20 protein-coding genes are annotated in these 24,854 nt (G+C 68.0%); 7 read left to right on the top strand and 13 right to left on the bottom strand.

Annotation, left to right across the window (positions count from 1 at the left end; translation table 11 throughout):
* Positions 1-25: 25 nt before the first annotated feature.
* Entirely contained in the window at positions 26-2,761 is a 2,736-nt protein-coding gene (gene leuS, locus DTS01S_RS24215; RefSeq protein WP_016454223.1) for a leucine--tRNA ligase, read from the bottom strand.
* A 351-nt stretch (positions 2,762-3,112) separates the two neighbouring features.
* Between leuS and DTS01S_RS24210 the strand changes: the two genes are divergently transcribed.
* Positions 3,113-4,327 carry a mechanosensitive ion channel family protein gene (locus DTS01S_RS24210; RefSeq protein ID WP_016447208.1) on the top strand — a complete coding sequence of 405 codons (1,215 nt, stop codon included), beginning with the start codon at positions 3,113-3,115 and terminating at the stop codon, positions 4,325-4,327.
* Positions 4,328-4,386: 59 nt separating this feature from the next.
* Here DTS01S_RS24210 and DTS01S_RS24205 read toward each other — a convergent pair whose 3' ends face one another.
* The 4 genes from DTS01S_RS24205 to DTS01S_RS24190 all read right to left on the bottom strand — a co-directional run bounded on the left by DTS01S_RS24205 (position 4,387) and on the right by DTS01S_RS24190 (position 7,162).
* Positions 4,387-4,866, bottom strand: coding sequence for an ExbD/TolR family protein (locus DTS01S_RS24205; RefSeq protein WP_016447209.1), 480 nt, complete (start codon positions 4,864-4,866; stop codon positions 4,387-4,389).
* A 24-nt stretch (positions 4,867-4,890) separates the two neighbouring features.
* Entirely contained in the window at positions 4,891-5,622 is a 732-nt protein-coding gene (locus DTS01S_RS24200) for a MotA/TolQ/ExbB proton channel family protein (RefSeq protein WP_016447210.1), read from the bottom strand.
* Between the two features lie 30 nt (positions 5,623-5,652).
* Positions 5,653-6,489, bottom strand: a complete 837-nt coding sequence (dapB, locus tag DTS01S_RS24195) for a 4-hydroxy-tetrahydrodipicolinate reductase (RefSeq protein ID WP_017407286.1) — start codon at positions 6,487-6,489, stop codon at positions 5,653-5,655.
* Between the two features lie 124 nt (positions 6,490-6,613).
* The gene (locus tag DTS01S_RS24190; RefSeq protein ID WP_016447212.1) at positions 6,614-7,162 is read right to left on the bottom strand and encodes an outer membrane protein assembly factor BamE; all 549 of its coding nucleotides are present in this window, start codon (positions 7,160-7,162) and stop codon (positions 6,614-6,616) included.
* Between the two features lie 156 nt (positions 7,163-7,318).
* On the opposite strand from DTS01S_RS24190, the gene fur reads away from it, so the two are divergent.
* From fur to DTS01S_RS24175, 3 genes are all read left to right on the top strand, one after another.
* Positions 7,319-7,744 (top strand): ferric iron uptake transcriptional regulator, encoded by a 426-nt coding sequence (gene fur / locus DTS01S_RS24185; protein ID WP_013804774.1) that lies wholly within the window; start codon positions 7,319-7,321, stop codon positions 7,742-7,744.
* 143 nt (positions 7,745-7,887) lie between these two features.
* Entirely contained in the window at positions 7,888-9,465 is a 1,578-nt protein-coding gene (locus DTS01S_RS24180) for a DUF1800 domain-containing protein (protein WP_017407284.1), read from the top strand.
* Positions 9,466-9,481: 16 nt separating this feature from the next.
* Positions 9,482-10,696: a DUF1501 domain-containing protein gene (locus DTS01S_RS24175; RefSeq protein ID WP_017407283.1), complete on the top strand. Its 1,215-nt coding sequence runs from the start codon at positions 9,482-9,484 to the stop codon at positions 10,694-10,696.
* On the opposite strand, the gene sigJ is transcribed toward DTS01S_RS24175, so the two are convergent.
* The 5 genes from sigJ to DTS01S_RS24150 form a co-directional block, all read right to left on the bottom strand.
* A complete protein-coding gene (gene sigJ / locus DTS01S_RS24170) occupies positions 10,697-11,620 on the bottom strand; it encodes an RNA polymerase sigma factor SigJ (RefSeq protein WP_016454217.1) in 924 nt (307 codons plus the stop codon). It abuts the gene before it with no gap.
* Between the two features lie 70 nt (positions 11,621-11,690).
* On the bottom strand, positions 11,691-12,191 hold the full coding sequence (locus DTS01S_RS24165) for an NUDIX hydrolase (RefSeq protein WP_017407282.1): 501 nt from the start codon (positions 12,189-12,191) through the stop codon (positions 11,691-11,693).
* Between the two features lie 122 nt (positions 12,192-12,313).
* A complete protein-coding gene (locus DTS01S_RS24160) occupies positions 12,314-12,856 on the bottom strand; it encodes a GNAT family N-acetyltransferase (RefSeq protein WP_026062867.1) in 543 nt (180 codons plus the stop codon).
* Between the two features lie 87 nt (positions 12,857-12,943).
* Positions 12,944-13,945, bottom strand: a complete 1,002-nt coding sequence (locus DTS01S_RS24155) for an HD-GYP domain-containing protein (RefSeq protein ID WP_016447218.1) — start codon at positions 13,943-13,945, stop codon at positions 12,944-12,946.
* Positions 13,942-17,730, bottom strand: a complete 3,789-nt coding sequence (locus DTS01S_RS24150) for a PAS domain S-box protein (RefSeq protein WP_061289164.1) — start codon at positions 17,728-17,730, stop codon at positions 13,942-13,944. The genes DTS01S_RS24155 and DTS01S_RS24150 overlap by 4 nt, the downstream gene beginning before the upstream one ends.
* Positions 17,731-17,868: 138 nt before the next feature.
* Here DTS01S_RS24150 and DTS01S_RS24145 point away from each other — a divergent pair, with 138 nt between their 5' ends.
* On the top strand, positions 17,869-18,141 hold the full coding sequence (locus DTS01S_RS24145) for a DUF2061 domain-containing protein (RefSeq protein WP_017404293.1): 273 nt from the start codon (positions 17,869-17,871) through the stop codon (positions 18,139-18,141).
* A gap of 411 nt (positions 18,142-18,552) precedes the next feature.
* Here the strand turns inward: DTS01S_RS24145 and DTS01S_RS24140 are convergent, their stop codons facing one another.
* On the bottom strand, positions 18,553-19,521 hold the full coding sequence (locus DTS01S_RS24140) for a LysR family transcriptional regulator (RefSeq protein ID WP_026062101.1): 969 nt from the start codon (positions 19,519-19,521) through the stop codon (positions 18,553-18,555).
* Positions 19,522-19,767: 246 nt separating this feature from the next.
* Here DTS01S_RS24140 and DTS01S_RS24135 point away from each other — a divergent pair, with 246 nt between their 5' ends.
* Positions 19,768-21,126: an aspartate aminotransferase family protein gene (locus DTS01S_RS24135; RefSeq protein ID WP_017404295.1), complete on the top strand. Its 1,359-nt coding sequence runs from the start codon at positions 19,768-19,770 to the stop codon at positions 21,124-21,126.
* 79 nt (positions 21,127-21,205) lie between these two features.
* On the opposite strand, the gene DTS01S_RS24130 is transcribed toward DTS01S_RS24135, so the two are convergent.
* Both DTS01S_RS24130 and DTS01S_RS24125 read right to left on the bottom strand, forming a co-directional pair.
* Entirely contained in the window at positions 21,206-22,234 is a 1,029-nt protein-coding gene (locus DTS01S_RS24130) for a Bug family tripartite tricarboxylate transporter substrate binding protein (RefSeq protein ID WP_016454212.1), read from the bottom strand.
* Between the two features lie 109 nt (positions 22,235-22,343).
* The gene (locus DTS01S_RS24125) at positions 22,344-23,372 is read right to left on the bottom strand and encodes a FadR/GntR family transcriptional regulator (RefSeq protein WP_017404297.1); all 1,029 of its coding nucleotides are present in this window, start codon (positions 23,370-23,372) and stop codon (positions 22,344-22,346) included.
* Positions 23,373-23,616: 244 nt separating this feature from the next.
* Between DTS01S_RS24125 and DTS01S_RS24120 the strand changes: the two genes are divergently transcribed.
* Positions 23,617-24,822 carry an ABC transporter substrate-binding protein gene (locus DTS01S_RS24120; RefSeq protein WP_034365479.1) on the top strand — a complete coding sequence of 402 codons (1,206 nt, stop codon included), beginning with the start codon at positions 23,617-23,619 and terminating at the stop codon, positions 24,820-24,822.
* Positions 24,823-24,854: the final 32 nt, after the last annotated feature.

Genomic DNA, 24,854 nt, shown 5'->3' with positions numbered 1-24,854 from the left:
AGCGCCTCAGGGGGCATGCCATGGCCTAGACCACGACGTTGACCAGGCGGCCCGGCACCACGATCACCTTCTTGGGCGCCGCGCCATTGGTGAACTTCTGGCATTCCTCGTTGGCCAGGGCAATGCGCTCGATCTCGGCCTTGTCGGCCGTCGAGGACACGAGGATGGCCCCGCGCAGCTTGCCATTGACCTGCAGCACCAGAGAGATCTCGTCCTGCACCAGGGCCAGGGGATCGACCTGGGGCCAGGGCGCGTCCAGCACATCGCCCAGGTGGGCGGCGTAGCCCAGTTCGCTCCACAGCACATGGGCCAGGTGGGGCGTTGCCGGGTAGAGCACGCGCAGCAGGATGCCGAAGCCTTCGATCAGCGCCACCTGGGCGCCCGCGTCGTCGTGGGACTTGAAGTCCTCCAGCGCGTTGATCATCTTCATGGCGCCCGAGACCACGGTGTTGTACTGCATGCGCTGGTAGTCGTACTCCACCTGCTTGAGCACGGTGTGGATCTCCAGGCGCAGGGCCTTGGCGGCCTTGCCGAATGCCACGTCGTCCAGCGACTTGGCGCCGGCCACACTCTGCACGGCGCCGGCCATGTCCATCTGCGACAGTTTGGCGCCGAAGTTGTAGACGCGGCGCAGGAAGCGGTAGCTGCCTTCGACGGCGGCATCGTTCCACTCCAGCGTCAGCTCGGGCGGCGCGGTGAACATGGTGTACAGGCGCGCGGTGTCGGCGCCGTACTTCTCGATCAGCTCCTGCGGATCGATGCCGTTGTTCTTGGACTTGGACATGGTGCCCACGCCCTCGTAGTCGATGTCCGTGCCCACGGGCAGCAGGCCGTCGGCGCTGTCCACCTCGGCCTTGAGCCTGGCGCCCACGATCTTGCCGGTCTCGTCGAACACATGCTCGACATCCTTGGGCCAGAAGTACTCCTTGGCACCCTTGGCCGTGCGGCGGCTGTAGATGTGGTTGAGCACCATGCCCTGGGTCAGCAGCTTGGTGAAGGGCTCATCGACCTTGACCAGGCCCAGGTCGCGCATGACCTTGGTCCAGAAGCGCGCGTACAGCAGGTGCAGGATGGCGTGCTCGATGCCGCCGATGTACTGGTCCATGCCGCTGCCGCCGGTGGCGGCATGCTGGTCCCGCATCCAGTAGTCCGTGCCCTTGCCCACCATCTGCTCGCTGTTCCTGGCGTCGCAATAGCGCATGAAGTACCAGGACGAGTCCACGAAGGTGTCCATGGTGTCGGTCTCGCGGCGCGCGCTCTTGCCGCAGCAGGGGCAGACCACGCCGGCGTGGAAGGCTTCGCTCTTGACCAGGGGGTTGCCCGAGCCATCGGGCACCAGGTCCTGGGGCAGGACCACGGGCAGGTCCTTGGCAGGCACGGGCTGGGCGCCGCAGTCCTCGCAGTGGATGATGGGAATCGGCGTGCCCCAGTAGCGCTGGCGGCTCACGCCCCAGTCGCGCAGGCGCCAGGTGGTTTTCTTCTCGCCAAGGCCCTTGGCGGCCAGCAGTTCGGCCACCTTGTCCACGGCAGCCCCATGGGGCAGGCCGTCGAGTTCGCCGGATTCGATGCAGACAGCGCGCTGCTTGTCGCCGTACCAGTCGGCCCATGCCTCGGTGCTGAAGGTCTCGCCCTCGACCGCGATGACCTGGCGGATGGCGATGCCGTACTTCTTCGCAAAGGCGAAGTCGCGCTCGTCATGCGCGGGCACGCCCATGACGGCGCCGTCGCCGTAGCTCATGAGCACGTAGTTGCCGACCCAGACCTCGACCTGGGCCCCCGTCAGCGGATGGGTGACGAACAGGCCCGTGGGCAGGCCTTCCTTTTCCTTGAGCGCGAGTTCGGCCTCGGTGGTGCCGCCCTTCTTGCATTCTTCGATGAAGGCCGCGAGCTTGGGCTGCGATGCCGCGGCATGCTGGGCCAGCGGGTGCTCGGGCGCCACGGCGCAGAAGGTCACGCCCATGATGGTGTCGGCGCGCGTGGTGAACACATACAGGCGCCCGTCCTGGATGGGCTGGCCGTCGGCGCCACGGATGTCGTGGGTGAAGGCGAAGCGCACGCCCGCGCTCTTGCCGATCCAGTTTTCCTGCATCAGGCGCACTTTTTCAGGCCAGCCGGTCAGCGTGGCCTTGTCGCCGCCCACCTGGACATGGTCCAGCAGCTCCTGGGCGTAGTCGGTGATCTTCAGGTAGTAGCCGGGGATTTCGCGCTTTTCGACCGGCGCGCCCGTGCGCCAGCCGCGGCCGTCGATGACCTGCTCGTTGGCCAGCACGGTCTGGTCCACCGGGTCCCAGTTCACGATCTGGGTCTTGCGGTAGGCAATGCCCTTTTCCAGCATCTGCAGGAACAGCCACTGGTTCCACTTGTAGTAGTCGGGATCGCAGGTGGCCACTTCGCGGCTCCAGTCGATGGCCAGACCCATCGCCTGCATCTGCTTTTTCATGTAGGCGATGTTGTCGTAGGTCCACTGCGCAGGCGGCACCTTGTTCTTGAGCGCCGCGTTCTCGGCCGGCAGGCCGAAGGCATCCCAGCCCATGGGCATGAGGACGTTGTAGCCCTTCATGCGCAGCTGGCGCGCCAGCATGTCGTTGATGGTGTAGTTGCGCACATGGCCCATGTGCAGCTTGCCGCTGGGGTAGGGCAGCATGGAGCAGGCGTAGAACTTGGGCTTGGCCTGGTCTTCGGTCACGCGGTAGGCGTCGCGGGCGGACCAGTGGTCTTGCGCTGCGCGCTCAACGTCGATGTGGTTGTATTTCTCTTGCATGGTGCTGCGGCCCCAAGGGCCGGACAAGGTGGCCGGACGAGCCGGATGGCCGGAATCAACCGACGATTTTAGGGCCCCGGCCCGCCGGTGCCGCAAGCAGCCCACAAGCCCGCAGGCGGTACTGCGCCATCGGCACCCGGTTGCCCGGCCGCCGCGCGGGGAAAAGCCGCGCTGCGTATGCTTGGCACCCTCTGTGGCAGTGCGCCGCAGACGTTCCGCCATCGCCAGCCCGGACTTGCGCAGGAACGGATACGGACACCCCGGGCATGCCGCCATCGCGCGGCAGGTTTTTCCGCGCCCTGGAGTTTTCTCTTGCTGAACTGGTCTTTGATTTCCGGCTGGGATCCCGTCATGCAGGCACTGGCTGCGCTGTGCGCGCTGGTGCTGCTGGCCCGCTCCGCGGGTTTTGTCGTGCAATGGCTGCTGTTGCGCGTGCTGCCGCGCATGCGCAGCACGCTGGTGGAGATGGAGTGGGCCCAGGTGCTGCTGCACGACAGCGTGCTGCAGCGGCTGGCCAAGGCCGTGCCTTCGCTGGTCATGCAGTCCGGCGTGCAGGCCATACCGCAGCTGCAGCCGCAGTGGGCCACCCTGATCCTGAACCTGGCCATCGCCTGCACCATCTACCACGTGGCCCGCGTGATCAGCGCCCTGCTCAATGCCATGAACGAGGCGCACGACCTCAAGGAAGAGCGCAAGGCCACGCAGGCGCACTCGATCAAGAGCTATGTGCAGCTGGGCAAGCTGCTGGTGTTCCTGATCGCCATCGTGCTCATCGTCGCCACCCTGGTGGACCGCTCGCCGCTGCTGCTGCTGTCCGGCCTGGGCGCGGCCTCGGCCGTGCTGATGCTGATCTTCAAGGACACCATCATGTCCTTCGTGGCCGGCGTGCAGCTGGGCTCCAACGACATGCTGCGCGTGGGCGACTGGATCGAGATGCCCCAGGTCGGCGCCGACGGCTTCGTGATCGACATCGCGCTGCACACGGTCAAGGTGCAGAACTGGGACAAGACCATCACCACCATCCCGACCTGGCGGCTGATGAGCGACAGCTACAAGAACTGGCGCGGCATGTTCGAGTCGGGCGGGCGCCGCATCCGCCGCTCGCTGCACATAGACGCCCACACCATCCGCCTGCTGACGGCAGAGCAGCGGCAGAAATTGTCATTGCTTGAGCCCCTCAAGGACTATTGGAGCAGTGATGGCGGCCTGCGCATGGCCGATGCGCCGGCGGGCAGCGAGATGGCAGCGCAGCATCTGAGCAATCTGGCCGCGTTCAAGGCCTATGCATACGCCTACCTGCTGCGCCATCCGCACATCCACAAGACACCGAACATGTTCCTGCTGGTGCGCACCATGGAGCCTTCTCCCATGGGGGTGCCGCTGGAGCTGTTTTGCTACACCAGCACCACGGTCTGGGTGGAGTACGAGGCCATACAGGGCGCGATCTTCGATCACCTGATCGGCATGCTGCCGCTGTTCGGGCTCAGTCTGTACCAGCGCTCCTCGGACCATGGCCAGCATCTGCGGCTGGCGGGCAACGAGCGCTGGCCCGAAGGACAGGACTAGGTTCGCGGGCACAGGCCCGGCGGCGCTTGAGCGCTTGAGCGCTTGAGCGCCTGATCGCTTCAGCGCCCGGCGCCGGTGGGACCCAGGACGGCTGCGGGTTTTCCATCCTGGTTTCGCGCCGGCTCGGCCACGAAGCCTATGCGCGTCAGCCCTGCCGCGTGGGCCCAGCCCATGAGTTCGGCCACGCGGCCATAGGGCACGGCCTGGTCGGCACGCAGTTGCAGTTCTGCCTGGGGGTTGCGCGCGCCGAGCTGAGCGAGGCGCTCACGCAGCGCATCCGCCGTGGCGGGCTGGCCCTGCATCCAGAGCGCGCCCTTCGCATCGACCTCCAGCAGCAGCGCATCGTCCTCGCCCGCGGCGGCCATGGGCTGGGTGCCCTGGGCCTGGGGCAATTGCACGCGCAGCGAGGCGGCCAGCATGGGTGCCGCGAGGATGAAGATGACGACGAGCACCAGCATCACATCCACCAGCGGGGTGACGTTGATGGCGTGCATGGGCTGGGAGGAGCTTTCCTTGCCGCTCAGTCGTCCAAAGGCCATGTGCGATCCTGGCGAGCCGCCCCGTCAGGGCGCTTCCATGGGGCCGGCCGGCAGGCCGGCGACGGCCATGCCGTCATCGTGCGGCGCCTGCTCGGCCGGCTGGGTGCCGAACATGGCCTGCAGGTCATGGGCAAAGCCTTCCAGCAGGGCCTCCATCTGGGCCGCGGCCCGGCCCAGCAGGTTGTAGGCCAGCACGGCCGGCAGGGCCACGGCCAGTCCGGCCGCCGTCATCACCAGGGCCTCGCCCACCGGGCCGGCCAGTTGTTCGATGCCGATCTGCCCGCTGCCCGCCAGCGTGGCCAGCGCGTGGTGAATGCCCCAGACGGTGCCCAGCAGGCCGACAAAAGGTGCCGTGGCGCCCACCGTGGCCAACAGGGTCTGGCCCCATTGCAGCTGGTGGCTGGCCGATTGCAGCGCCTGGCGAAGCCCCCGCGTCAGGCGGACGGAATGCGCCGCGCGTCCCGCAAGCGCCAGGCCGCTGCCCATGGGTGCCAGCGCCTGTGTCACGGCCTCGGCCATGGGTGCCACCAGTTGCTGGCGATCCCCCTCGCCCATGCGGGCCTGGCCCGAGGCCAGGTCCGGCGCGCTCCAGAAGGCCGCAATGGCCTGGGGAACGCGGCGCCGGCTGGCGGCCATGAACCAGACCTTCCAGACGATGACCACCCAGCTGGCCACCGACAGCGCCAGCAGCAGCAGCGCCGTGCCGCGCGCGACGGCATCGCCTTGCTGCCACCAGAGCCAGAGTGGACCGCTCATGGTCTTACCTTGCCCGTGCTGCGAGCCTCGTCACAGGCCCAATACGGCGTACATGTCGTACTGGCCGCTGGTCTTGCCCGCCAGGAAGCGCGCGGCACGCAGGCTGCCCTGGGCATAGCCGGCACGGCTGCTGGACTTGTGCGAGATCTCGATGCGCTCGCCCGTGCCCGCAAACAGCACCGTGTGGTCGCCGATGATGTCGCCACCGCGCACGGTGGCAAAGCCGATGGTGTTGTCCTCGCGCGCACCGGTGTGGCCGAAGCGCTCGTAGACGGCGCGGTCGGCCAGCTTCGTGCCCTGGGCTTCGGCGATGACCTCGCCCATCTTGAGGGCGGTGCCCGAAGGCGCATCCACCTTGTGGCGGTGGTGGGCCTCGACGATCTCGATGTCGTAGCCGCTGGACAGGGCCTTGGCCGCCATCTCCAGCAGCTTGAAGGTCACGTTCACGCCCACGCTCATGTTGGGCGACAGCACCACGGCCGTGCGCTGGGCGTACTCGGCGATGCGGGCCTTTTGCTCGTCGCTGAAGCCCGTGGTGCCGATGACCAGCCTGACGCCCAGTTCGGCGCAGATGGCCAGGTGCTCCAACGTGCCCTCGGGGCGCGTGAAGTCGATCAGGCAGTCGGCCTTGGAAAGCGCGGCGCGCACATCGCTTTCGATGACGATGCCGCTGGCCAGGCCCAGGAAGGCCGAGGGATCGGTGCCCAGCGCAGGGCTGTCGGGACGGTCCAGCGCGGCGGTCAGCGCAAGGTCATCGCTTTGCGCGATGGCCTCGATCAGCATGCGGCCCATGCGGCCGGAGGCGCCGGCCACGGCCACGCGCAGGCGCTGGTTGTTGCTGGAGGAAGTGGCGGTCGTGGCGTTCATGTCGGGAAAGAGATGCAAAGGCTCAATGCGTGGAAAGTGGACTGCCCGGGCGCACGGCAGGCACCGCGGCAGCCGCCATCCACGGAAAAACGCCCGCATGCCTTGCGGCGCGCGGGCGGCGATATCAGCGGGCGCCGGGCTCCAGTGGCGGATAGCTGGCCGCCGCGGGCGGCGGCTCGGCGGCCACGGGCTCTTCGACCGGCTTGGCAGCGGGGAACTTGGACAGCTGCTCCTCGCTGGCTTCCAGCTGAGGAATCTTGCCCAGCTTCTTCTTGGAGCCCAGGCTGGCGACGAATTCGGCCTCGGTGGGCATTTCGTCGCCTTCAGAGCGCGCGAACAGGTCGCCGTTGAAGAAGACGGTCAGCTTGCGCACCTGGGAATCGACGCCGGGACGCTTGATGGTGAACACATATTCCCAGCGGTCGGCGTGGAATACGCTGGTGACCAGCGGCGTGCCGAGGATGTCACGCACCTGCTGGCGGCTCATGCCGGGCTGCAGGGCCTCGACCTGTTCGCGGGAGACGAAGTTGCCTTGGACGACCTCGACCTTGTAGGGAGTGACGACATTGGCGACTCGGTGCGCGGCGCCATCGAGGCTGCTGCAGCCTGCCAGCGCCACCCCGATCAACAGCATCAGGGCCGCACTGGCGCGGCAACGGGCTTGAACATGCATTGGTATCAGCATAGGGATATGATCGTGGATCATTGTAGCGGCTGGTCCCCGGGGCTTGCGATCATGCGACGCCCCTGGCACCAGGGCCATTTTGTTCGCCGTCCCGCACCTGCCGTGGTGGCAGCCCAGCGGGCAGTCTCTGCCAAAGACCCAGACATGAAGAACATCGACGAACTCAAGAGTACCGGCCTGAAGGCCACGCTGCCCCGCCTGAAGATCCTGGAGATCTTCCAGACGGGTGCGCAACGCCACATGACGGCCGAAGACGTGTTCCGCGTGCTGCTGGACGAGCGTTCGGACATCGGCCTGGCCACGGTCTACCGCGTGCTCACGCAGTTCGAGCAGGCAGGCATCCTCATCCGCAGCAATTTCGAGAGCGGCAAGGCCGTCTACGAGCTCAATGAAGGCCAGCACCACGACCACTTTGTCTGCACCAGCTGCGGCAAGGTCGAGGAGTTCTACGATCCCGATATCGAAAAGCGCCAGAACCTGATCGCCAAGGCCAAGGGCTGGGTGATCCAGGACCATTCGATGGCCCTGTACGGACAGTGCGCTGAATGCGCGAGCCGGCCCAGCAAATAAGGCCGGGTCCCTCAGAAAAAGCGGAGTGTGAAGCACTCCGCTTTTTTTTGCCTTTTACTTTTTGCTACCGGCGCTTTACAGGGCGAAGCACATGGGTGGAGGATGCTGGCGTCCAATGGATGCCCCCTACCCACCGAGACACCATGCGCCGCACTTCGCCGTTCGCCATCGCTCTCACTTTCTCCGCCATCGTCCTGGCCACAGGCTGTGCGCCCTTGCAGGCCCCGCCGTCGTCCGCAGCGGCCGCGCTGCAGGGAGTGGCCGAGGCACCGCTCACCGCCGCGCAGCGCCAGCAATGGCTGGACCGCGTCACCTGGGGCGCCACCGACAGCGAGGATGCGCAGCTGCAGCGCCTGGGCCTCAAGGCCTGGCTGGCCCGGCAACTGCAGCCGGGGCCTCAGCCGCTGCCTGCGCAGGCGCAGCAGCGCATTGATGGGCTGGGCATCAGCCAGCGCCCCATGGACCAGGTGCTGCTGGAGCTGGGCGACCAGCGCAAGGCCGTGCAGGAAGCCGCATCGGCCGATGAAAAGGCCGCGCGGCAGCAGGCCTACCAGCGCACGCTGAACCAGCTGGGCAGCGATGCCCAGAAGCGCTTCGTGATCCGCGCGCTGTACTCGCCGGCACAGCTGCAAGAGCAGATGACCTGGTTCTGGATGAACCATTTCAGCGTCAGCCTGCGCAAGGCCGATATCCGCGCCTGGGTGGGCGACTACGAGGAGCAGGCCATACGCCCGCATGCGCTGGGCAGTTTCCGCAGCCTGCTGGAGGCCTCGCTGCGCCACCCGGCCATGCTGCGCTACCTGGACAACGCCAGCAATGCGGCGGGCCGCATCAACGAAAACTACGCGCGCGAGCTGCTGGAGCTGCACACCATGGGCGTGGGCAGCGGCTACACCCAGGCCGACGTGCAGGAGATGGCGCGCATCCTGACAGGCGTGGGCATCAATCTGCAGCCGGCCGGCACGACGCCGCCGCGCATGCGCGGCGGGCGCCAGGGCGACTACCTGCGCTCGGGATTCTTCGAGTTCAATCCCAACCGGCACGACTACGGAGCCAAGACCTTCCTGGGCCAGCCCCTGAACGCACGCGGCATGGCCGAGGTCCAGGAGGCGCTGGACCGCATCGTCGCCGCGCCGGCCACGGCGCAGTTCATCGCGCACAAGCTGGCGGTGTTCTTCATTGCCGACGATCCGCCGCCGGCCCTGGTGCAGCGCACGGCACAGGCCTTCACGCGCAGCCGGGGCGACATCGCAGCCACCGTGGCGGCGCTGCTGACCGATCCGGAGGCCGCGCGCTTTGGCCGCAAGTTCCGCGATCCGCTGCACTACGTGCTGGCCGCCACGCGGCTGTCGGTGGACCAGCGCGTGGCGGCCGACGTGGCGCCCGTGCTGGGCTGGATCAACCGGCTGGGCCAGAACCTCTACGCGCATGAGACGCCGGACGGCTATCCGCAGATGCAGTCCGACTGGGCCAGTTCGGGCCAGATGGCGGCACGCTTCGAGGTGGCGCGCCAGATCGCCACGCGCAGCGCCGTGCTGTTTCGTGCCGACCCCAAGGAGGCGCTGGAGAAGCCGCCCTACCCCATGCTGTCGGAACGGGCCAGCGTGCGCCAGCGCCTGCCCCAGTGGAGCCAGGCCACGCAGGCGGCACTGGCCCAGGCCCGCAATCCGGCGGACTGGAATACCTACTTCCTGTCCGCACCCGAGATGATGTTCCGCTGAACCCCGGAGACTTTCCATGCAGCGACGCCACTTCCTGACCATGGCATCGGCCCTGCCCTTTGCCGCCCACCTGGGCCGGCTGCAGGCGGCCGCCCTCCAGCCAGCCACGCCGCGCCTGCTGCTGGTGTTTCTGCGCGGTGCCTATGACTGCAACAGTCTGCTGGTGCCCACGCACAGCGACTTCTACTACGAGGCCCGTCCCAGCATTGCCATCCCCCGTCCCGGCGAGGCCGGCGGCGCGCTGGCGCTGGATGGCCGCTGGGGCCTGCACCCGATGCTGGAGGACAGCATCCATCCGCTGTTCCAGGCCGGCCAGGCCTGCTTCGTGCCCTTTGCAGGCACGCACGACCTGTCGCGCAGCCATTTCGAGACACAGGACTCCATCGAACTGGGCCAGGGCCTGGACGGGCGCCGCAGCTACCAGTCGGGCTTTCTGAACCGGCTGGCCCAGGTGCTGGGGCAGGACGGGCGGGGCCCGGTGTCGCCCATGTCGTTCACGCCCCAGTTGCCACTGCTGCTGCGTGGCAGCCTGCCGTCCGCCAACATGGCCCTGGCGTCCGTGGGCAAGGGCGGGCTGGACGATAGACGCAGCCAGGCCATTGCCGCCATGTACGCAGGCACTGCCCTGGGCACGGCCGTGCAGGAGGGCTTTGCCGTGCGCGATGCGGTGCAGCGCAGCGTGCAGGAAGAGATGGACCAGGCCGGGCGCGACGCCATCAGCGCGCGGGGCTTTGCGCTGGTGGCGCAGCGCATGGCGGCCCTGATGCGCGAGCGCTTCGACCTGGGCTTCGTCGATGTAGGCGGCTGGGACACGCACGTGGCCCAGGGCGGCGCCACAGGCGCGCTGGCCGGACGGCTGGACGAGCTGGGCCGGGGCCTGGCCGGTTTTGCCCAGGAGATAGGTCCCGAGGCCTGGCGCCATACGGTGGTGGTGGTGATCAGCGAATTCGGCCGCACCTTCCGCGAGAACGGCAACAAGGGCACGGACCACGGCCACGGCACGACCTACTGGCTGCTGGGCGGCGGGCTGTCCGCGCGCGCGGGCGGTCGCATCGTGGGAGAGCAGGTCGAGGTCAACCAGAAAAACCTGTTCCAGAACCGCGACCATCCCGTGCTCAACGAGTACCGCGCCGTACTGGGCGGCCTGTTCCAGCGCATGTATGGACTGAGCCCCGCCCAGCTGCAGCGTGTCTTCGAAGGCGCGACGCCCCGCGACCTGCAACTCGTCTGACTACGGCAGCGCCTGCGGCGGCACTGGCACGCCGGACAGCTTGTCGGGATTGCGCAGCGTGTAGATGCGGCGGATCAGGCCGTCTTCGACCAGCAGCGTCTGCACGGATTCCAGCTCGCCGTCGATGCAGCGCAGCAGGCCCGGCAGGCCGTTGACGCGCGCCAGGTGCAGGGTCTGGCGCTGGCCGTTGCGCCGCATGCGGCGCGTGGTGGCGAAGTACAGCAGGGCCAGGCGCCGGCCGGTCTCCAGCACGCGGCCGAACGAGGGCACCTTGCCGCCGCCGTCGCTGATGAGTTCGGCATCGGGCGCGAACAGCGCCTGGATCTGCGCAAAGTCCCCACCCTGCACGGCCTGCGCAAAGCGCTGCAGCAGCGCGGCATGGGCCTCGGGCGGCGCCGCAAAGCGCGGGCGGCCGGCCTGCACATGGCTGCGGGCGCGGTGCACTAGCTGGCGGCAGGCGGCCTCGCTGCGGCCCAGGGCCTGGGCCACCTCGGCATAGTCGGCATCGAAGACCTCGCGCAGCAAAAAGGCGGCGCGCTCGTCGGGCGTGAGCTGCTCGAGCACGAACATCAGCGCCGTGGACACGTCATGGGCACGCTCCAGCAGGTCTTCGGCCGAGGGTGCGGACTCCTCGGCCCAGGGCTGGACCAGGGGCTCGGGCAGCCAGAAGCCCTGGTAGTGCTCGCGCTCGGCGCGCAGGCGGCGCAGCCGGTCTATGGCCAGGCGCGTGGTCACGGAGACCAGCCAGGCCTCGGGCTGCTCTATGCCGGCGCGCTCGGCGCCATGCCAGCGCAGCCAGGCCTCCTGGACCAGGTCTTCGGCATCGGCGCGCTGGCCGAGCATGCGGTAGGCCAGGCCGAACAGGCGCGGGCGGTGGCGCTCGAACAGGGCCAGGGGATCGTCGGTGGCGGAGGAGGTCTGCATGCCATCAAGACGCGGGAGCGTGGCGTTGTGTGACAGACAGGGCCGGCATGGTGCTCGGTGCCTTGGTGACTCAGTGGGGCTGCGGAGCCTGCAGCACGCTGGGATCGGTGTGGATCAGCTCCAACGGGTAGCGGCGGCCGGCCAGGTAGTCCTCTATGCTTTGCATCACCAGCGGACTGCGGTGCTGGGCGGTGCAGGCCTTGAGTTCGTCCAGCGTCATCCAGACCGTGCGGATGATGCCGTCGTCCAGCGGCTGGCCGGCCCGGAAGTCACCCAGCTCGCCCGTGAAGGCAAAGCGCAGATAGGTGATGTCGGAGCCGGTGCGCGTGCGCACGAAGCGGTTCAGGTAGACGCCGACCAGGGCCGTGGGCACGAAGTCGTGCGCCGTCTCCTCATCGACCTCGCGCACACAGGCGGTGATGGGCGACTCGGCAGGGTCGAGATGGCCGGCGGGGGTGTTGTAGCGCACGCCATCGGCCGTGTCTTCTTCCACCAGCAGAAAACGGCCATCGCGCTCAATGATGGCCGCCACAGTGACATTGGGTTTCCAGCGATCGGGCATGGCGCGCATTATGACCAGAGGCGGCCGGCCCGTCCCCGGCCAAAAACCCCATCACCGCGCCTTGCAGACCACCACGCGACACGGCACCCTGTAGCGCCCTGTAGCGCCCTGTAGCGCCCCGTAGCGCCGCCCTACAGCGGCCGGGCCATGTACAGCGCACCGTCGCCGTAGCTCACCAGGCGCTGCTGCTGCAGCGGGTCGGTCAACGCCTGCACGGCATAGCCATGGCGCTCCCAGTAGCCGCGCGAGCCCTGCACCGACACCAGGGCCGTGTGGCGCAGGCCCTCGGCGCGCGCCCGCTCCCACAGCGGCGCCAGCAGCGCACGGGCCAGGCCCTGGCCTGCGGCCTCGGGGTGCACGGCCATGTCGTGCAGGTACAGGGTGTCGGCCTGCTCGACGGCCTCGAAGTCACCGTGCAGCGGCGTGATCTTGGCCATGAGGCTGCGGTAGGCCGCGAGATAGGCGCGCACCCGGCCGCCCTGCTCCAGTGCCAGCGAGCAATGGGCCGTGCCGGCCAGGCGCCGCGCAAAGACCTCGCCGCTCTCGGCATAGTCCTCGCCATAGCAGGCCCGCTGGATGTCCAGCAGACCGGGCAGGTCGGCGGCGGTCAGTGCGCGGACATGGAAGCGGTCAGCGGCAGGCAAGGAAGAGGAGGGAGAAGGCGAACAAGACATGGGCAGGACAGGCAGGTGCCGGAGACAGGCCGCCCAGGGTAAGCGATTGCCCAAGCCCCGGCGCACCCTGCCGGAATCGGTTCCCCGTCAATCCTTCCAGCGCTCGCGTATGTCTTCCAGCTGCGGGCGCAGGCCGATGAACAGCGGCACCAGGCGCGGGTCGAAGTGGGCGCCGGCCTGCTGCTCTATGTGATCCATGGCGTCGTCCACCGTCCACGCGTGCTTGTAGGGGCGTTCCGTGGTGAGGGCATCGAACACGTCGGCCACGGCCACGATGCGCGAGGCCAGCGGGATGTCCTCGCCCGCCAGGCCCTGCGGATAGCCCGTGCCGTCCCATTTCTCGTGGTGGGTCAGCGCGATGCTGTAGGCCATCTGCAGCACCTGGGAATCGTGCTCGCCGATGATCTCGGCGCCGATCTGCGGATGGCGGCGCATGACGGTCCATTCCTCGGCCGTCAGCGGGCCGTTCTTGAGCAGGATGGCGTCGGGGATGCCGATCTTGCCCACATCGTGCATGGGCGCGGCGTTGAGCAGGTCGTCCGCCCACTCGTCGGTGCAGCCGGCCGCCAGCGCCAACGTCTTTGCGTAGTGGCTCATGCGGATCACGTGCATGCCGGTTTCGTTGTCGCGGTACTCGGCCGCGCGGCCCAGGCGCTGCACGATCTGCAGCCGCGTGCTGCGCAGCTCGTCGAGCTTGACCAGCGACAGGTGGTTGCGCACCCGCGCCCGCACCACGGGCGCGCGCACGGGCTTGACGATGTAGTCCACCGCGCCCGAGGCAAAGCCCAGGGCCTCGTCCTGTCCGTCAGACAGGGCGGTGATGAAGATCACCGGGATGCGGGCCGTGTCGGCCTGCGCCTTGAGCTGGCGGCACACGGCGTAGCCGTCCAGCTCGGGCATCATGATGTCCAGCAGGATCAGGTCCGGCTGGTGCTGGGCCAGCTGCAGAGCCTTGCGCCCGTCCGTGGCGAACGAGAGCCGGTAATCCTCGCCCAGGATCTGGCGCAGCACATGCAGGTTGGTCGGGTCGTCATCGACCAGCAGCAGGCGCGGGCGCTTGTCCGTTGCCAATAGATTGGGCGCATTCATGCTCTGTCTCCATCGTTCGAGGGCAGTTGCTGCTGCAACTGCTGGGCGCATTCCTGCGCGCGCTCGAAGTCGAAATTATCCAGTGCCTGCTGCAGCGGCTGAAGCTGTTCGGCCGTCAGCATGCGCACGAGGGCCTGCATGGCCTGCCCGTCCAGCTCCCCGCTGTGCAAGGCGGCCACGATGCGCTCCAGCCAGGGCCGGGCATCGGCAGGCAGGGCGGGTGCGCCCGCCTGGGGCGCCGCATCGCCGTCGGCCTGCGCCCACGCATGGCCCTGCGCCTGGCCCGGCGCCTCGCCCGATGCCGTCCCCTGCGCCTCGGCCATCGGCATGGCGGCCGGGTGGCGCTGGCGCAGCTCGCGCGCGACGGCATCCAGCGCCTGGTGCAGCTGGTCGATGAGGGCAAGCAGCTGCGGCTGCCCGGCGCCCTCCTGCGCCAGGCCTTCCAGGCGCGATGCCAGCCGGTACACGGCCTGCAGGCCCAGGTTGCCGGCCGCGCCGCGCACGCGGTGCGCCAGGCCGATCAAGGCCTCGGGTCCGGGGCGCTGCAGGGCACGGCGCAGGCGGTCGGCCAGGTCCAGCTGTTCGTTGAGGAAACGCCGAATGGCGGCCACCAGCGGATCGACCCGGCCCCACAGCGCAATGCCCGAGGCCCAGTCCACCGTGACATCAGGCAGCCCCGGCTGGGCGCTGGCGGGCGCGGGCGGCCTGGCCTCCTTGAGCGCCACCTGCAGCGACAGCAGGCGTGCGATCTCGGCCTGCAGCCGCGCCATGTCCAGCGGCTTGGAGGCAAAGCCGTCCATGCCGGCGGCGGTGGCGTCGCTGCGGTCCTTCTCCAGCACGCTGGCCGACAGCGCGACGATGGGCACGGGCCGGCGCTGCAGCTGCCGCTCCCAGACACGGATGGCGCGCGCCGCCGCCAGGCCGTCCATGCCCGGCATCTGCAGGTCCATCAGCACCACGTCGAAAGGCGGCTCCTGCGCCTGCACGCAGCGCAGCGCCTCGGCACCGTCGTGGGCCAGCACCATCTGGTGGTTCTGGCTGGAGAAGTTGATCTGCAGCAGCTCCAGGTTCTCGGGCACATCGTCCACGGCCAGGATGTGCAGCGGCGGCAGGCCGCGGCTGGCCGCCCCGCGCTCGGACAGCGGGCTCTCGCCGACCGGCAGGGGCAGGCGCACCTCGAACACCGTGCCCACGCCCACCGTGCTGTGCAGCTGGATGCTGCCGCCCATGAGTTCGGCCAGCTGGCGCGAGATGGTCGTGCCCAGGCCCGTGCCGCCGAAACGCCGCGTGGTCGAGGCGTCGGCCTGGGCAAAGGGGTCGAAGATGCGGTGGATCTTCTCGGCCGCGATGCCTATGCCCGTGTCATGCACATCGAGCTGGAGCACGCCCTGCTCGTAGCGCACGCGCAGCAGCACATGGCCGCGTTCGGTGAACTTCACGGCATTGCCCAGCAGGTTCACCAGGATCTGCTGCACACGCATGCCGTCGCCGCGCAGCGCGGCCGGCGTGTGCGGGTCGTAGTCCAGGCGCAGGTCCAGGCCCTTGCGATCGGCCGTGATGCGCAGCGATGCCAGGATCTGCTGGCACAGCTCGCGCACCGAGAAGTCCTCTATCTCCAGCTCCACCGCCCCCTTGTCGAGCTTGGCCGTGTCCAGGATGTCGTTGAGCAGGCGCAGCATGGAGCGCGCCGCGTAGTGCACCGTGTCCAGGTAGCGCGCCTGCGTGGGCTGCAGCGCGGTTTCGCGCAACGCCTCGGTGAAGCCGATGATGGCGTTCATGGGCGTGCGGATCTCGTGGCTCATGTTGGCCAGGAAGGTGCTGCGCGCGGCGGCCGCGGCTTCGGCATGCTCCTTGGCCAGCACCAGCTCCTGGGCCAGCTTGCGCTGGGCGCTGATGTCGGTGAGCAGCTTGACGATCTTGTAGGGCCGGCCGTCGGCACCGCGTATGGGGTTGTAGGTGGCCTGCACCCAGATGCGCCGCCCCTCGTGCCCGCAGCGCAGGAACTCGCCGGCCTGGAACTCGCCCTCGGCCAGGCGGCGCCAGAACTGCACATGCTCGGGCGAATGCGCATAGCCGGGCTCGCAGAACATGCCGTGGTGGCGGCCCGCGACCTCGTCGAGCCGGTAGCCGAACAGGTCCAGGAAATTGCGGTTGGCGCGCAGCACATGGCCGCGCAGGTCGTACTCGATGGTGGCCAGCGACAGGTCGATGGCGCGCACCGTGCCCTCGAACTCGGCATTGCGCGCGCGCGCCGCCGTCTGGTCCATGATCACGCCGTCGATCCAGGTCAGTTCGTCCTGTTCGTTGAAGACGCCGCGCCCGGTCTCGGACACCCAGCGCGTGCTGCCGTCGCGGTGCAGCAGGCGGTAGTCGGCGTTGTAGGTCTGGCGCCGCGCCAGAGAATGCGCCACCGCAGCCTCCAGCCGGTCGCGGTCCTCGGCGTGGATGAGCCGGTCCCAGCCCGTGAGGCCATCGGTGAAATCCTGCTCGGTCCAGCCCGTCAATTCCTCGATGGAGCGGCTGAGCAGCAGCGGCGTCCATTTGCCGTCGTACAGGCAGCGGAACGTGGTGCCGGGCACGTTGTTGATCAGGGTGCGGTACTGCTCCTCGCTGCGGCGCAGCGACTGCAGCATCTGGCGGCGCTCGCGGATATCGGTCACAAAGCCCACGTACAGCGGATCGCCGGCAATCGCCACCCGCCCCACGGCCAGGCGCACGGCGATCTGCGTGCCGTCCTTGTGCATGGCGTTGATATCGCGGCTGGAGCCCAGCAGGCCCGCAAAGCCCGTGGCCAGATGCTTTTGAAGCGAGCCGCCATCGCCATCGCAGCCCGACGCGGGCATGAGCAGGCTGGCGCTGCGGCCCACCACCTCCTGCGCCGTCCAGCCCAGCAGCCGCTCGGCCGCGCCGTTGAACGACACGATGCTGCCGCGCCCGTTGATCATCACGATGCCGTCCACTGCCGTCTCCACCACGGCGCGCAGGCGCGATTCGCTGCGCTGCACCTGGCGGTAGATCTGGCGGTAGCGCAGCGTCATGTTGACCGCGAACACCAGACCGAAGATCAGCACCACCATGCCGACGATGGAGAACACCAGCAGCGCATGCGTGGGCGACTCCACCTGCGCCAGCACATCGATCTCGGGCTTGAGGCGCAGTGCATACAGGCCCGCATAGTGCATGCAGGAAATGGCCAGGCCCATGACGATGCCGGCCACCAGCGTGGGCCACAGCCGGCCCGTGTTGCCCAGCCTGAAGCGCACCCACAGCGACAGCATGGCCATGCCTGCCGCCACGATCACCGACAGCAGCACGCCCCAGGGGTCGTAGAGCATCGAGGTCCAGGTCTGGGCCGCCGCCATGCCGATGTAGTGCATGGAGCCAATGCCCAGCCCCATGAGCACGCCGCCGCCCACCAGCGCCTGCGTGGACAGCTGCGGCCGCACCATCAGCGTCAGCGCCAGCCAGGACGCCAGCATGCTGGGCAGCATGGACAGCGTGGTGATCCAGGGGTCGTAGTCGCCAAAGGTGCAGGGCACGAAGGCCAGCATGCCGATGAAGTGCATGGCCCAGATGCCCGCGCCCAGGCAGAAGGCGCCCGTGAGCACGCCCACGCGGCGTATGCGCGGCGACGCGGCATCGCGCGCCAGCCCGGCAATCTGCATGGCCATCACCGACGTGGCCACGGCCACCAGCACCGACAGCGTCACCAGGCCCGGATGCAGCCACTGGAACCACTGCGGATGCGGCGCCCAGCCGAGCACGAAAATCTGGTCCCAGCTCATGGCGCGCCCCCCGCATGGCACAAGGCCGCAGCACGCAACCGCCGGCCATCGATAGCATTTATAACTTTGATGATCATTTTCGATTGGCCATGACTATTTCACGCACCTAGCATGGAGTCTCATCCCGAGGAGAGCCCCATGAGCCGCGTCCGCCAGACCCTTCACCACCACCGCCGCACGCTGTTGAAGACTGCCAGCTACTACGTCATCCATGTCACCGTGGCAGCGGCCGTGGCCTATGCCGTGACCCGCAATCTCTGGGCCGCGCTGACGCTCAGCCTGCTGGAGCCCACGGTGCAGGCCGTGGCCTTCTTCTTCCATGAAAAGCTGTGGGAGCGCGGCCTGCGCCGCCGTGCCGACGCGGGCGCCGGCATGGCGCCGCCCGCAGCAGCCACTGCGGCTGCGGCCTGAACCCGCCAGGAGCACGAACATGCCCACGCCCCTGCGGTCCTTCAGCGCGGACGCCTCATTCGGCAATTGGCTGACCGAAACCCTGGCAAGGATGGTCGATGGCGGCACGGGCTGAAACCCGGCCCTGCCGTGGCGGCAAGAGAGGTGGACATGGCGGCGCATGGTGGCAAGAACCCGGGAAATGCGAAATCGTTGGTATCAAGGCGCTGCCCGTGCGGCCCATGGCCGGCACGGAATCCATACATGCCTTTCGACCGCATCGGGGCGGACTGAAGCCCCGGCGCCGGTCACAATGCCAAACATTGTCAAGCGCATACGCTGGAAAATATGTGCACAAGCTGTGTGAAAAGCTGTGCATAGCCTCTTCGCAAACCTGTGATTTTCCTCTTGCCAAGGCTGTGGCAAAGCCGTTCATTCACGGTGCACGCCCAGCAGCGCGTCGATGAACACACGGGCTGCACGGCCAGGCACCACGGCACTGCGCCAGACCGCGAAGAAATCACAGAGATAGAAGAACCGGTGGGGGGCCACGGCCTGCAGCAGACCCTGGCCCTCCATGGCCTGTGCGTAGTGGTCGGGCAGAAATCCCAGGTAGCGGCCCGAGCGCACCAGCATGGCAATGGCCTCCTGGTCAAAACCCGTGGCCTGGCGCTGCAGGCCGGCCTGGTGGCTGAGCGCCATATTGGGTGACTGGTAGCCCAGGCCTGCAAAGGCATGTGCGCCCAGGCTGTCCCAGTCCAGCCCGCCATGGTCGGCGCCATGCAGCGGATGGCCGGGAGCGCAGTACAGCTGCATGCGCTCGCCGAACAACCGGGCACTGTCCAGCGCGCTCGAACTGGGTGCAGAGGGCAGCACGCCCACCTGCCAGCGCCCCTCCATCAGTCCGCGCTCGATGGCCTGTATCGAGGCCACGTGCAGCCGCAGGTGCAGTTGCGGCGCCTGATCGTGCAGCAGGCCTATCGCCTCGGGAATGCGTGACTGCGGATTGCCCACGGTCTTGTCGAACAGCGCCACGTCCAGCGTACCGGCCAGCCGGCCATGGATGTCGTCCACCTGGCCCAGAAACCCCTCCACGCCGCCCAGCAGCTGCAGCGTGGCCTCGTAGATGCGGTGGCCTTCGGGCGTGAGCGCGAAGCCGGCGCGCCCGCGCCGGCACAGCGTCAGGCCCAGGCGCTCTTCCAGGTCCTTCATGTGGCGGCTCAGCGTGGAGCTGCCGATGTTCAGTTCCAGCTCGGCAGCCGACATGCCGCCGCACTCGACCACGGCCTTGAACACGCGCAGCAGGCGCAGATCCATGTCGCCCAGCTGGCCCAGCGCCGCACGCGCACGGCCATCGCGTGCCCGGCGGCTCGCAGGGGTATCCAGAGAAAATTCCGCCATCGCCATTCGCCTCCCGGTGTGCTTGCCGGACATGGCCACCGCTACAGGGGAGCCACTATAGGGGAGCCACGGGGCGGCAGTGGCGACGGATTCCCCCAATGCGCGCACGCCATGCCGCGACCGGCAGGCGCTTGGTCACTTGCAGAAATATGCAAGTAAACCTCGATATCGTGCTCTTCGCGAAATCAAACAGCGCGCTCACAATGGGCCGATCCACATTTCTTCCCTAGGCTCGAGGAGATCGCCATGACCCTGGTTCCCACCGAACAAAGCGCCGCCCCCGCCACGCGCACCGATGCCGCCTGGCTCGAGGCCCACTGGATGCCCTTCACCGGCAACCGCGAGTTCAAGGCGCGCCCGCGCATGATCACCAGCGCCCAGGGCGCCTACTACACCGATGCCGACGGCCGCAAGATCTTCGACGGCCTGTCGGGCCTGTGGTGCTCGGGCCTGGGCCATGGCCGCCGCGAGATCGCCGAAGCCATCGGCCGCGCGGCCCAGCAGCTGGACTATGCGCCGGCCTTCCAGTTCGGCCACCCGGCCTCGTTCGCGCTGGCCAACAAGATCAAGGAGCTGACGCCCGCAGGCCTGGACCATGTGTTCTTCACGGGCTCGGGCTCGGAAGCCGCCGACACGGCGCTGAAGATGGCACGCGCCTACTGGCGCGCCAAGGGCCAGGGCGGCAAGACCCGGCTGATCGGGCGCGAGAAGGGCTACCACGGCGTGAACTTCGGCGGCATCTCGGTCGGCGGCATGGTGGGCAACCGCAAGACCTTCGGCCAGGGCGTGGAGGCCGACCACCTGCCGCACACGCAGCCGGCGCTGGGGTCCTTCCACAAAGGCATGCCTGCCACCGATGGCCGCGCGCTGGCCGACCGGCTGCTGGACCTGATCGCCCTGCATGACGCCAGCAACATCGCGGCCGTCATCGTCGAGCCCTTCTCGGGCTCGGCCGGCGTGGTGATTCCGCCGGCCGGCTACCTGCAGCGCCTGCGCGAGATCTGCACGCAGAACAACATCCTGCTGATCTTCGACGAGGTCATCACGGGCTTTGGCCGCTGCGGCGCCATGACGGGAGCGGAGGCCTTCGGCGTCACGCCCGACATCATGAACATCGCCAAGCAGGTGACCAATGGTGCCCAGCCCCTGGGCGCCGTGGTGGCCAGCAAGGAGATCTACGACACCTTCATGGCAGCGGGCGGCCCCGAGTACATGCTGGAGTTCCCGCACGGCTATACCTACTCGGCCCACCCCATTGCCTGCGCGGCGGGCGTGGCCGCGCTGGACCTGCTGCAGCGCGAGGACGGCCCGGGCCGCGTGCGCGCACTGGCCCCGTTCTTCGAGCAGGCCGTGCACAGCCTCAAGGGAGCAAAGCATATGGCCGACATCCGCAACTTCGGCCTGGCTGCGGGCTTCACCATCGAGTCGCTGCCCGGCGAGCCGGCCCGCCGTCCCTACGAGATCGCCATGAAGTGCTGGGACAAGGGCTTTTACGTGCGCTACGGCGGCGACACCATCCAGATCGCGCCGCCCTTCATCAGCGAGAAGGCCGAGATCGAGCGGCTGGTCAGCGCCCTGGGCGATGCCCTGACCGAAACGAACTGAGCATCTCCGGCACATGAGAAAAGCCCCTGGGCCGTGAGGCCGCAGGGGCTTTTTGCATGGCAACGGCAAGGCTGCGAAATCAGTCCAGCGTGATGCCCGCGTTCTTGATCACATCGCGCCACTTGTCCACTTCCACGCGCAGGAACTGGGCCGAGGCATCGGGCTTGAGGCCCGAGGGCAGCACGCCCATGGCGTCCAGCTTTTCCTTGACCTCGGGCGCGGGCAGGGCCTTGGCGATCTCGGCGTAGAGCCGGTCCACGATGGGCTTGGGCGTGCCTGCGGGCACGGCCGCGAGGAACCAGGCATCGGCCGTGAAGTCCTTGAGGCCTGCCTCCGACATGGTGGGCACGTCGGGCATGGACTGCAGGCGTTCGTTGTGGGCCACGGCCAGCGCGCGCACCTTGCCGGCCTTGAGCTGCGCGGCAATGGTCACGGCCGTGAGAAAGCCGAAGTCGGTCTCGCCGGCGGCCAGCGACACCACCGAAGGCGCGCTGCCCTTGTAGGGCACGTGGCCGATCTTGACCTTGGCCTGCATGGCATACAGCTCGGCGCCCAGATGGTTGGGTCCGCCCGTGCCCGACGAGGGGTAGTTGAGCTTGCCGGGCTGGGCCTGGGCCGCCGCCGTCAGCTCCTTGAGCGAGTGGAACGGGCTTTGCGCGCCCACGGTGAGCACCAGCGGGCTGCGCGCCACCAGGCTGATGGGCGCGAAGTCGCGCAGCGGGTCATAGGGCAGCTTGGTGTACAGGCCCTTGGCCATGGCCATGCAGCCCACGTCGCCCAGCACCACGGTGTAGCCGTCGGCCGGCGCCTTGGCCACCAGGTCGCAGCCGATGGTGCCGTTGGCACCGGGCTTGTTGTCCACCACCACCGTGGTGTGCATGCTCTCGCCCAGCTTTTGCGCCAGCAGGCGGCCCAGGATGTCGGTGGAGCCACCGGGTGCGAAGGGCACGACCAGGCGAATGGTCTTGGACGGATAGCTGCCTGCGCCCTGGGCATGGGCGAGGGGCGCCGCCAGCGTGGCCGCCAGCGCCAGGCCGCCGGCCAGGGCGTGCCACAGGGCTGCGCGGCGCACCGGGGTGCGGGAGGATGCGAAAGGGGTTTGTCTCATGCTGTTGTCTCGTGAGGGGGATGCGTGAAGGCCAAGCGCGCGGCAGCATACCAGCAGCGGGCAGCGCGAAACGCGTGGCGTGGGGCGCCGATGACCGGTGCGGGACAGCTCAGGAGGCCGCGCGCTTGCGTGCGGCAGCGGGACGCGCGGACGTGGCCTTTGCAGGCGACTTTGCCGGAGCCTTCGCAGCCGTCTTTGCGGAGGCCTTTGGGATGGTTTTTGCGGGGGCCTTTGCGGGGGCCTTTGCCGGGGCCTTCGCGGTGGCCCTTGCGCTCGCCCTTGCCTTTGTTTTTGGCGCAGTCCCTGGCGCTGTCGCTGCGGCCTTTTCCACCGGCTGCACGGCGCGTCGCGGACGCGGGCTGCGCAGGCTGTCGGCATCGAGGATGAGCCGGCCCTGGATGCGGCCCTTCATGCGCTTGACGCTGCTGGCCGCATCGCGCATGTGCTCCTGCATCAATGCGCGCACCTTCGCAGCATCGCGCTCGCGCGCGGCCTGCACGATGCTGCGGTGGAACTGCGCATTGGCCTCGCCGAAGCGCCGGTGCTCGGCCTGCGGAGTACGGTTGGCGAAGACGATGAGCTGGCGGATCATCTCGTTGATCAGCTCGCAGGTGAAGCGCAGGAACGGGTTGGGGTTGGCGGCCGCCAGGATGTCGTGGAAGTTCACGTCCTCGCGCCGCTGGCTCACCAGGTCGTCGCTGCTTTGCGTGGGATCGCAGCAGGCGATGCTGTGCTCCAGGGCCTCGAAATCGGCCTCGGTCAGATGGGGCACGGCGCCTGCCGCCAGCTCGGGCTCCAGCATCTGGCGCACCGTGTAGATGTCGTCGATGGTCACCTCCTGGAAGAACAGGTAGTTCTGCATGAACTGCAGCGTGCGGTCCAGCGGCACCTCGACGACCGTGCCACCGCCCGAAGGGCCGGTGGAGATGGTGATCAGCCCCTGCACTTCCAGCGACTTGAGGGCCTCGCGGATCGTTCCCTTGCTGACCTGGAACTGGGCCTGCAGCTCGCTTTCGCGCGGCAGGCGGTCGCCGGGGCTGAGGTTCTTTTCGGTGATCAGGCGCTTGATCTCCTGGGCCACCAGATCCGGGCGCTTGAGCTGCCGGATCGCCAGGGGGGCCGACTTGGGTGTAGCCATTGTTGTGTTCTCCGGAAGGGCACCGGATCGTGTCCGCGCCCAGTCTGCATACGGGTTTGGTGCAGTATGCACCGCCATGGCGCGTGGGCGTTTGCGCCTAGGGTTAGCACGCGCCCTATTCCTTGTATTTATCACTATAAATATGAATCAAGGAGCCTGCACGCACCCGTTTCGACTGGCATGCAACTTGCTCTGAAAAGCGTACCCGGGCCGCAGCGCCTTCAGTCCCCATCACGGAGATCCCATGCAACGTCGTCACCTCCTGCAACTCTCGGCACTGGGCGCATTGCCCGCATCGCTGGGCCTGGGCCGCAGCGTCTGGGCGCAGTCCAAGGACAGCATCCAGTTCGCCTGCCCCGTGCCCATGTCGGGCGCCTTCGCGGCCAACGGCAAGTACGCGGACCTGGGCATGAAGCTGGCCATAGAGCAGTACGGCAAGGCGCTGGGCCGCCCGCTGGCCTACACCGTGCTGGACACCGAGGGCAAGCCCGCCACGGCCGTGCGCAAGCTGCAGGAGTCTTCCCAGCAGCAGGGCACGCGCTTTTTCGCAGGCGGCATCCTGTCGTCGGAGGCGCTGGCCATGGGCAAGGAGGCCGAGAAGGCCGGCGGCATCTTCATCACCACCGCAGGCGCAGACGAGATCACGGGCAAGGACTGCAACAGCGCCACCTTCCGCTGGTCGGCACCCACCTTCGGCGCCATCGAGCAGACCGTGCGCCCGCTGATCGAATCGCTGCCCAAGGCCAAGCGCTGGTACACCATCACGCCGCAGTACGTGTTCGGCGACGGCCTGCTGACGGCGGCCAAGAACATCTTCAAGGAAAAGGGCATCGAGCATGTGGGCAACAGCTACCACTCGCTGACCGAAAAGGAGTTCAGCGGCTACCTGACCAATGCCGTGGCCGCCAAGCCCGACGTGCTGCTGCTGCTGAACTTCGGCGCCCAGTCCTCGGACACGCTGCGCCAGGCCATCAGCTTCGGCATGAACAAGAACATGACCATCCTGATCGCCTGGGCCTCGGGGCTGGAGCAGTTCGAGTCGCTGGGCGCCGACCTGTGCGACGGCGTGTACTTCGGCGCCCAGTACTGGCACACGGTGGACACGCCGCTCAACCGTGATCTGGTGCAGCGCTGCAACGACAAGTTCAAGGCCAATCCCAACTACAGCCTGGCCGGCCACTACATCTGCACCAAGCTGATGATCGATGCCATCGTCAAGGCCGGCACGGTCGACCCCAAGGCCGTGGTCGCCGCGCTGGAAGGCATGAAGTACCAGGGCCTGACGGGCGAGGAAGAGGTGCGCAAGGCAGACCACCAGGTGCTCAAGAACTACTACCTGCTCAAGGGCAAGGCCAAGTCCAAGATGAAGAACAAGGACGACTACGTGGATGTGGTCAGCTCCGGCAAGTCCTTCCTGCCCGTAGACCAGACCGGCTGCAAGCTGGTTTAGAGCTCCCCCTGAGGCGCTGCGCGCCTTCCCCC

This window comes from Delftia tsuruhatensis NBRC 16741, from assembly GCF_001571325.1.
GTDB lineage: Bacteria > Pseudomonadota > Gammaproteobacteria > Burkholderiales > Burkholderiaceae_C > Comamonas > Comamonas tsuruhatensis.
The sequence above is the reverse complement of the archived record's forward strand: the minus strand, read 5'-3'. Positions and strand labels throughout refer to the sequence as shown.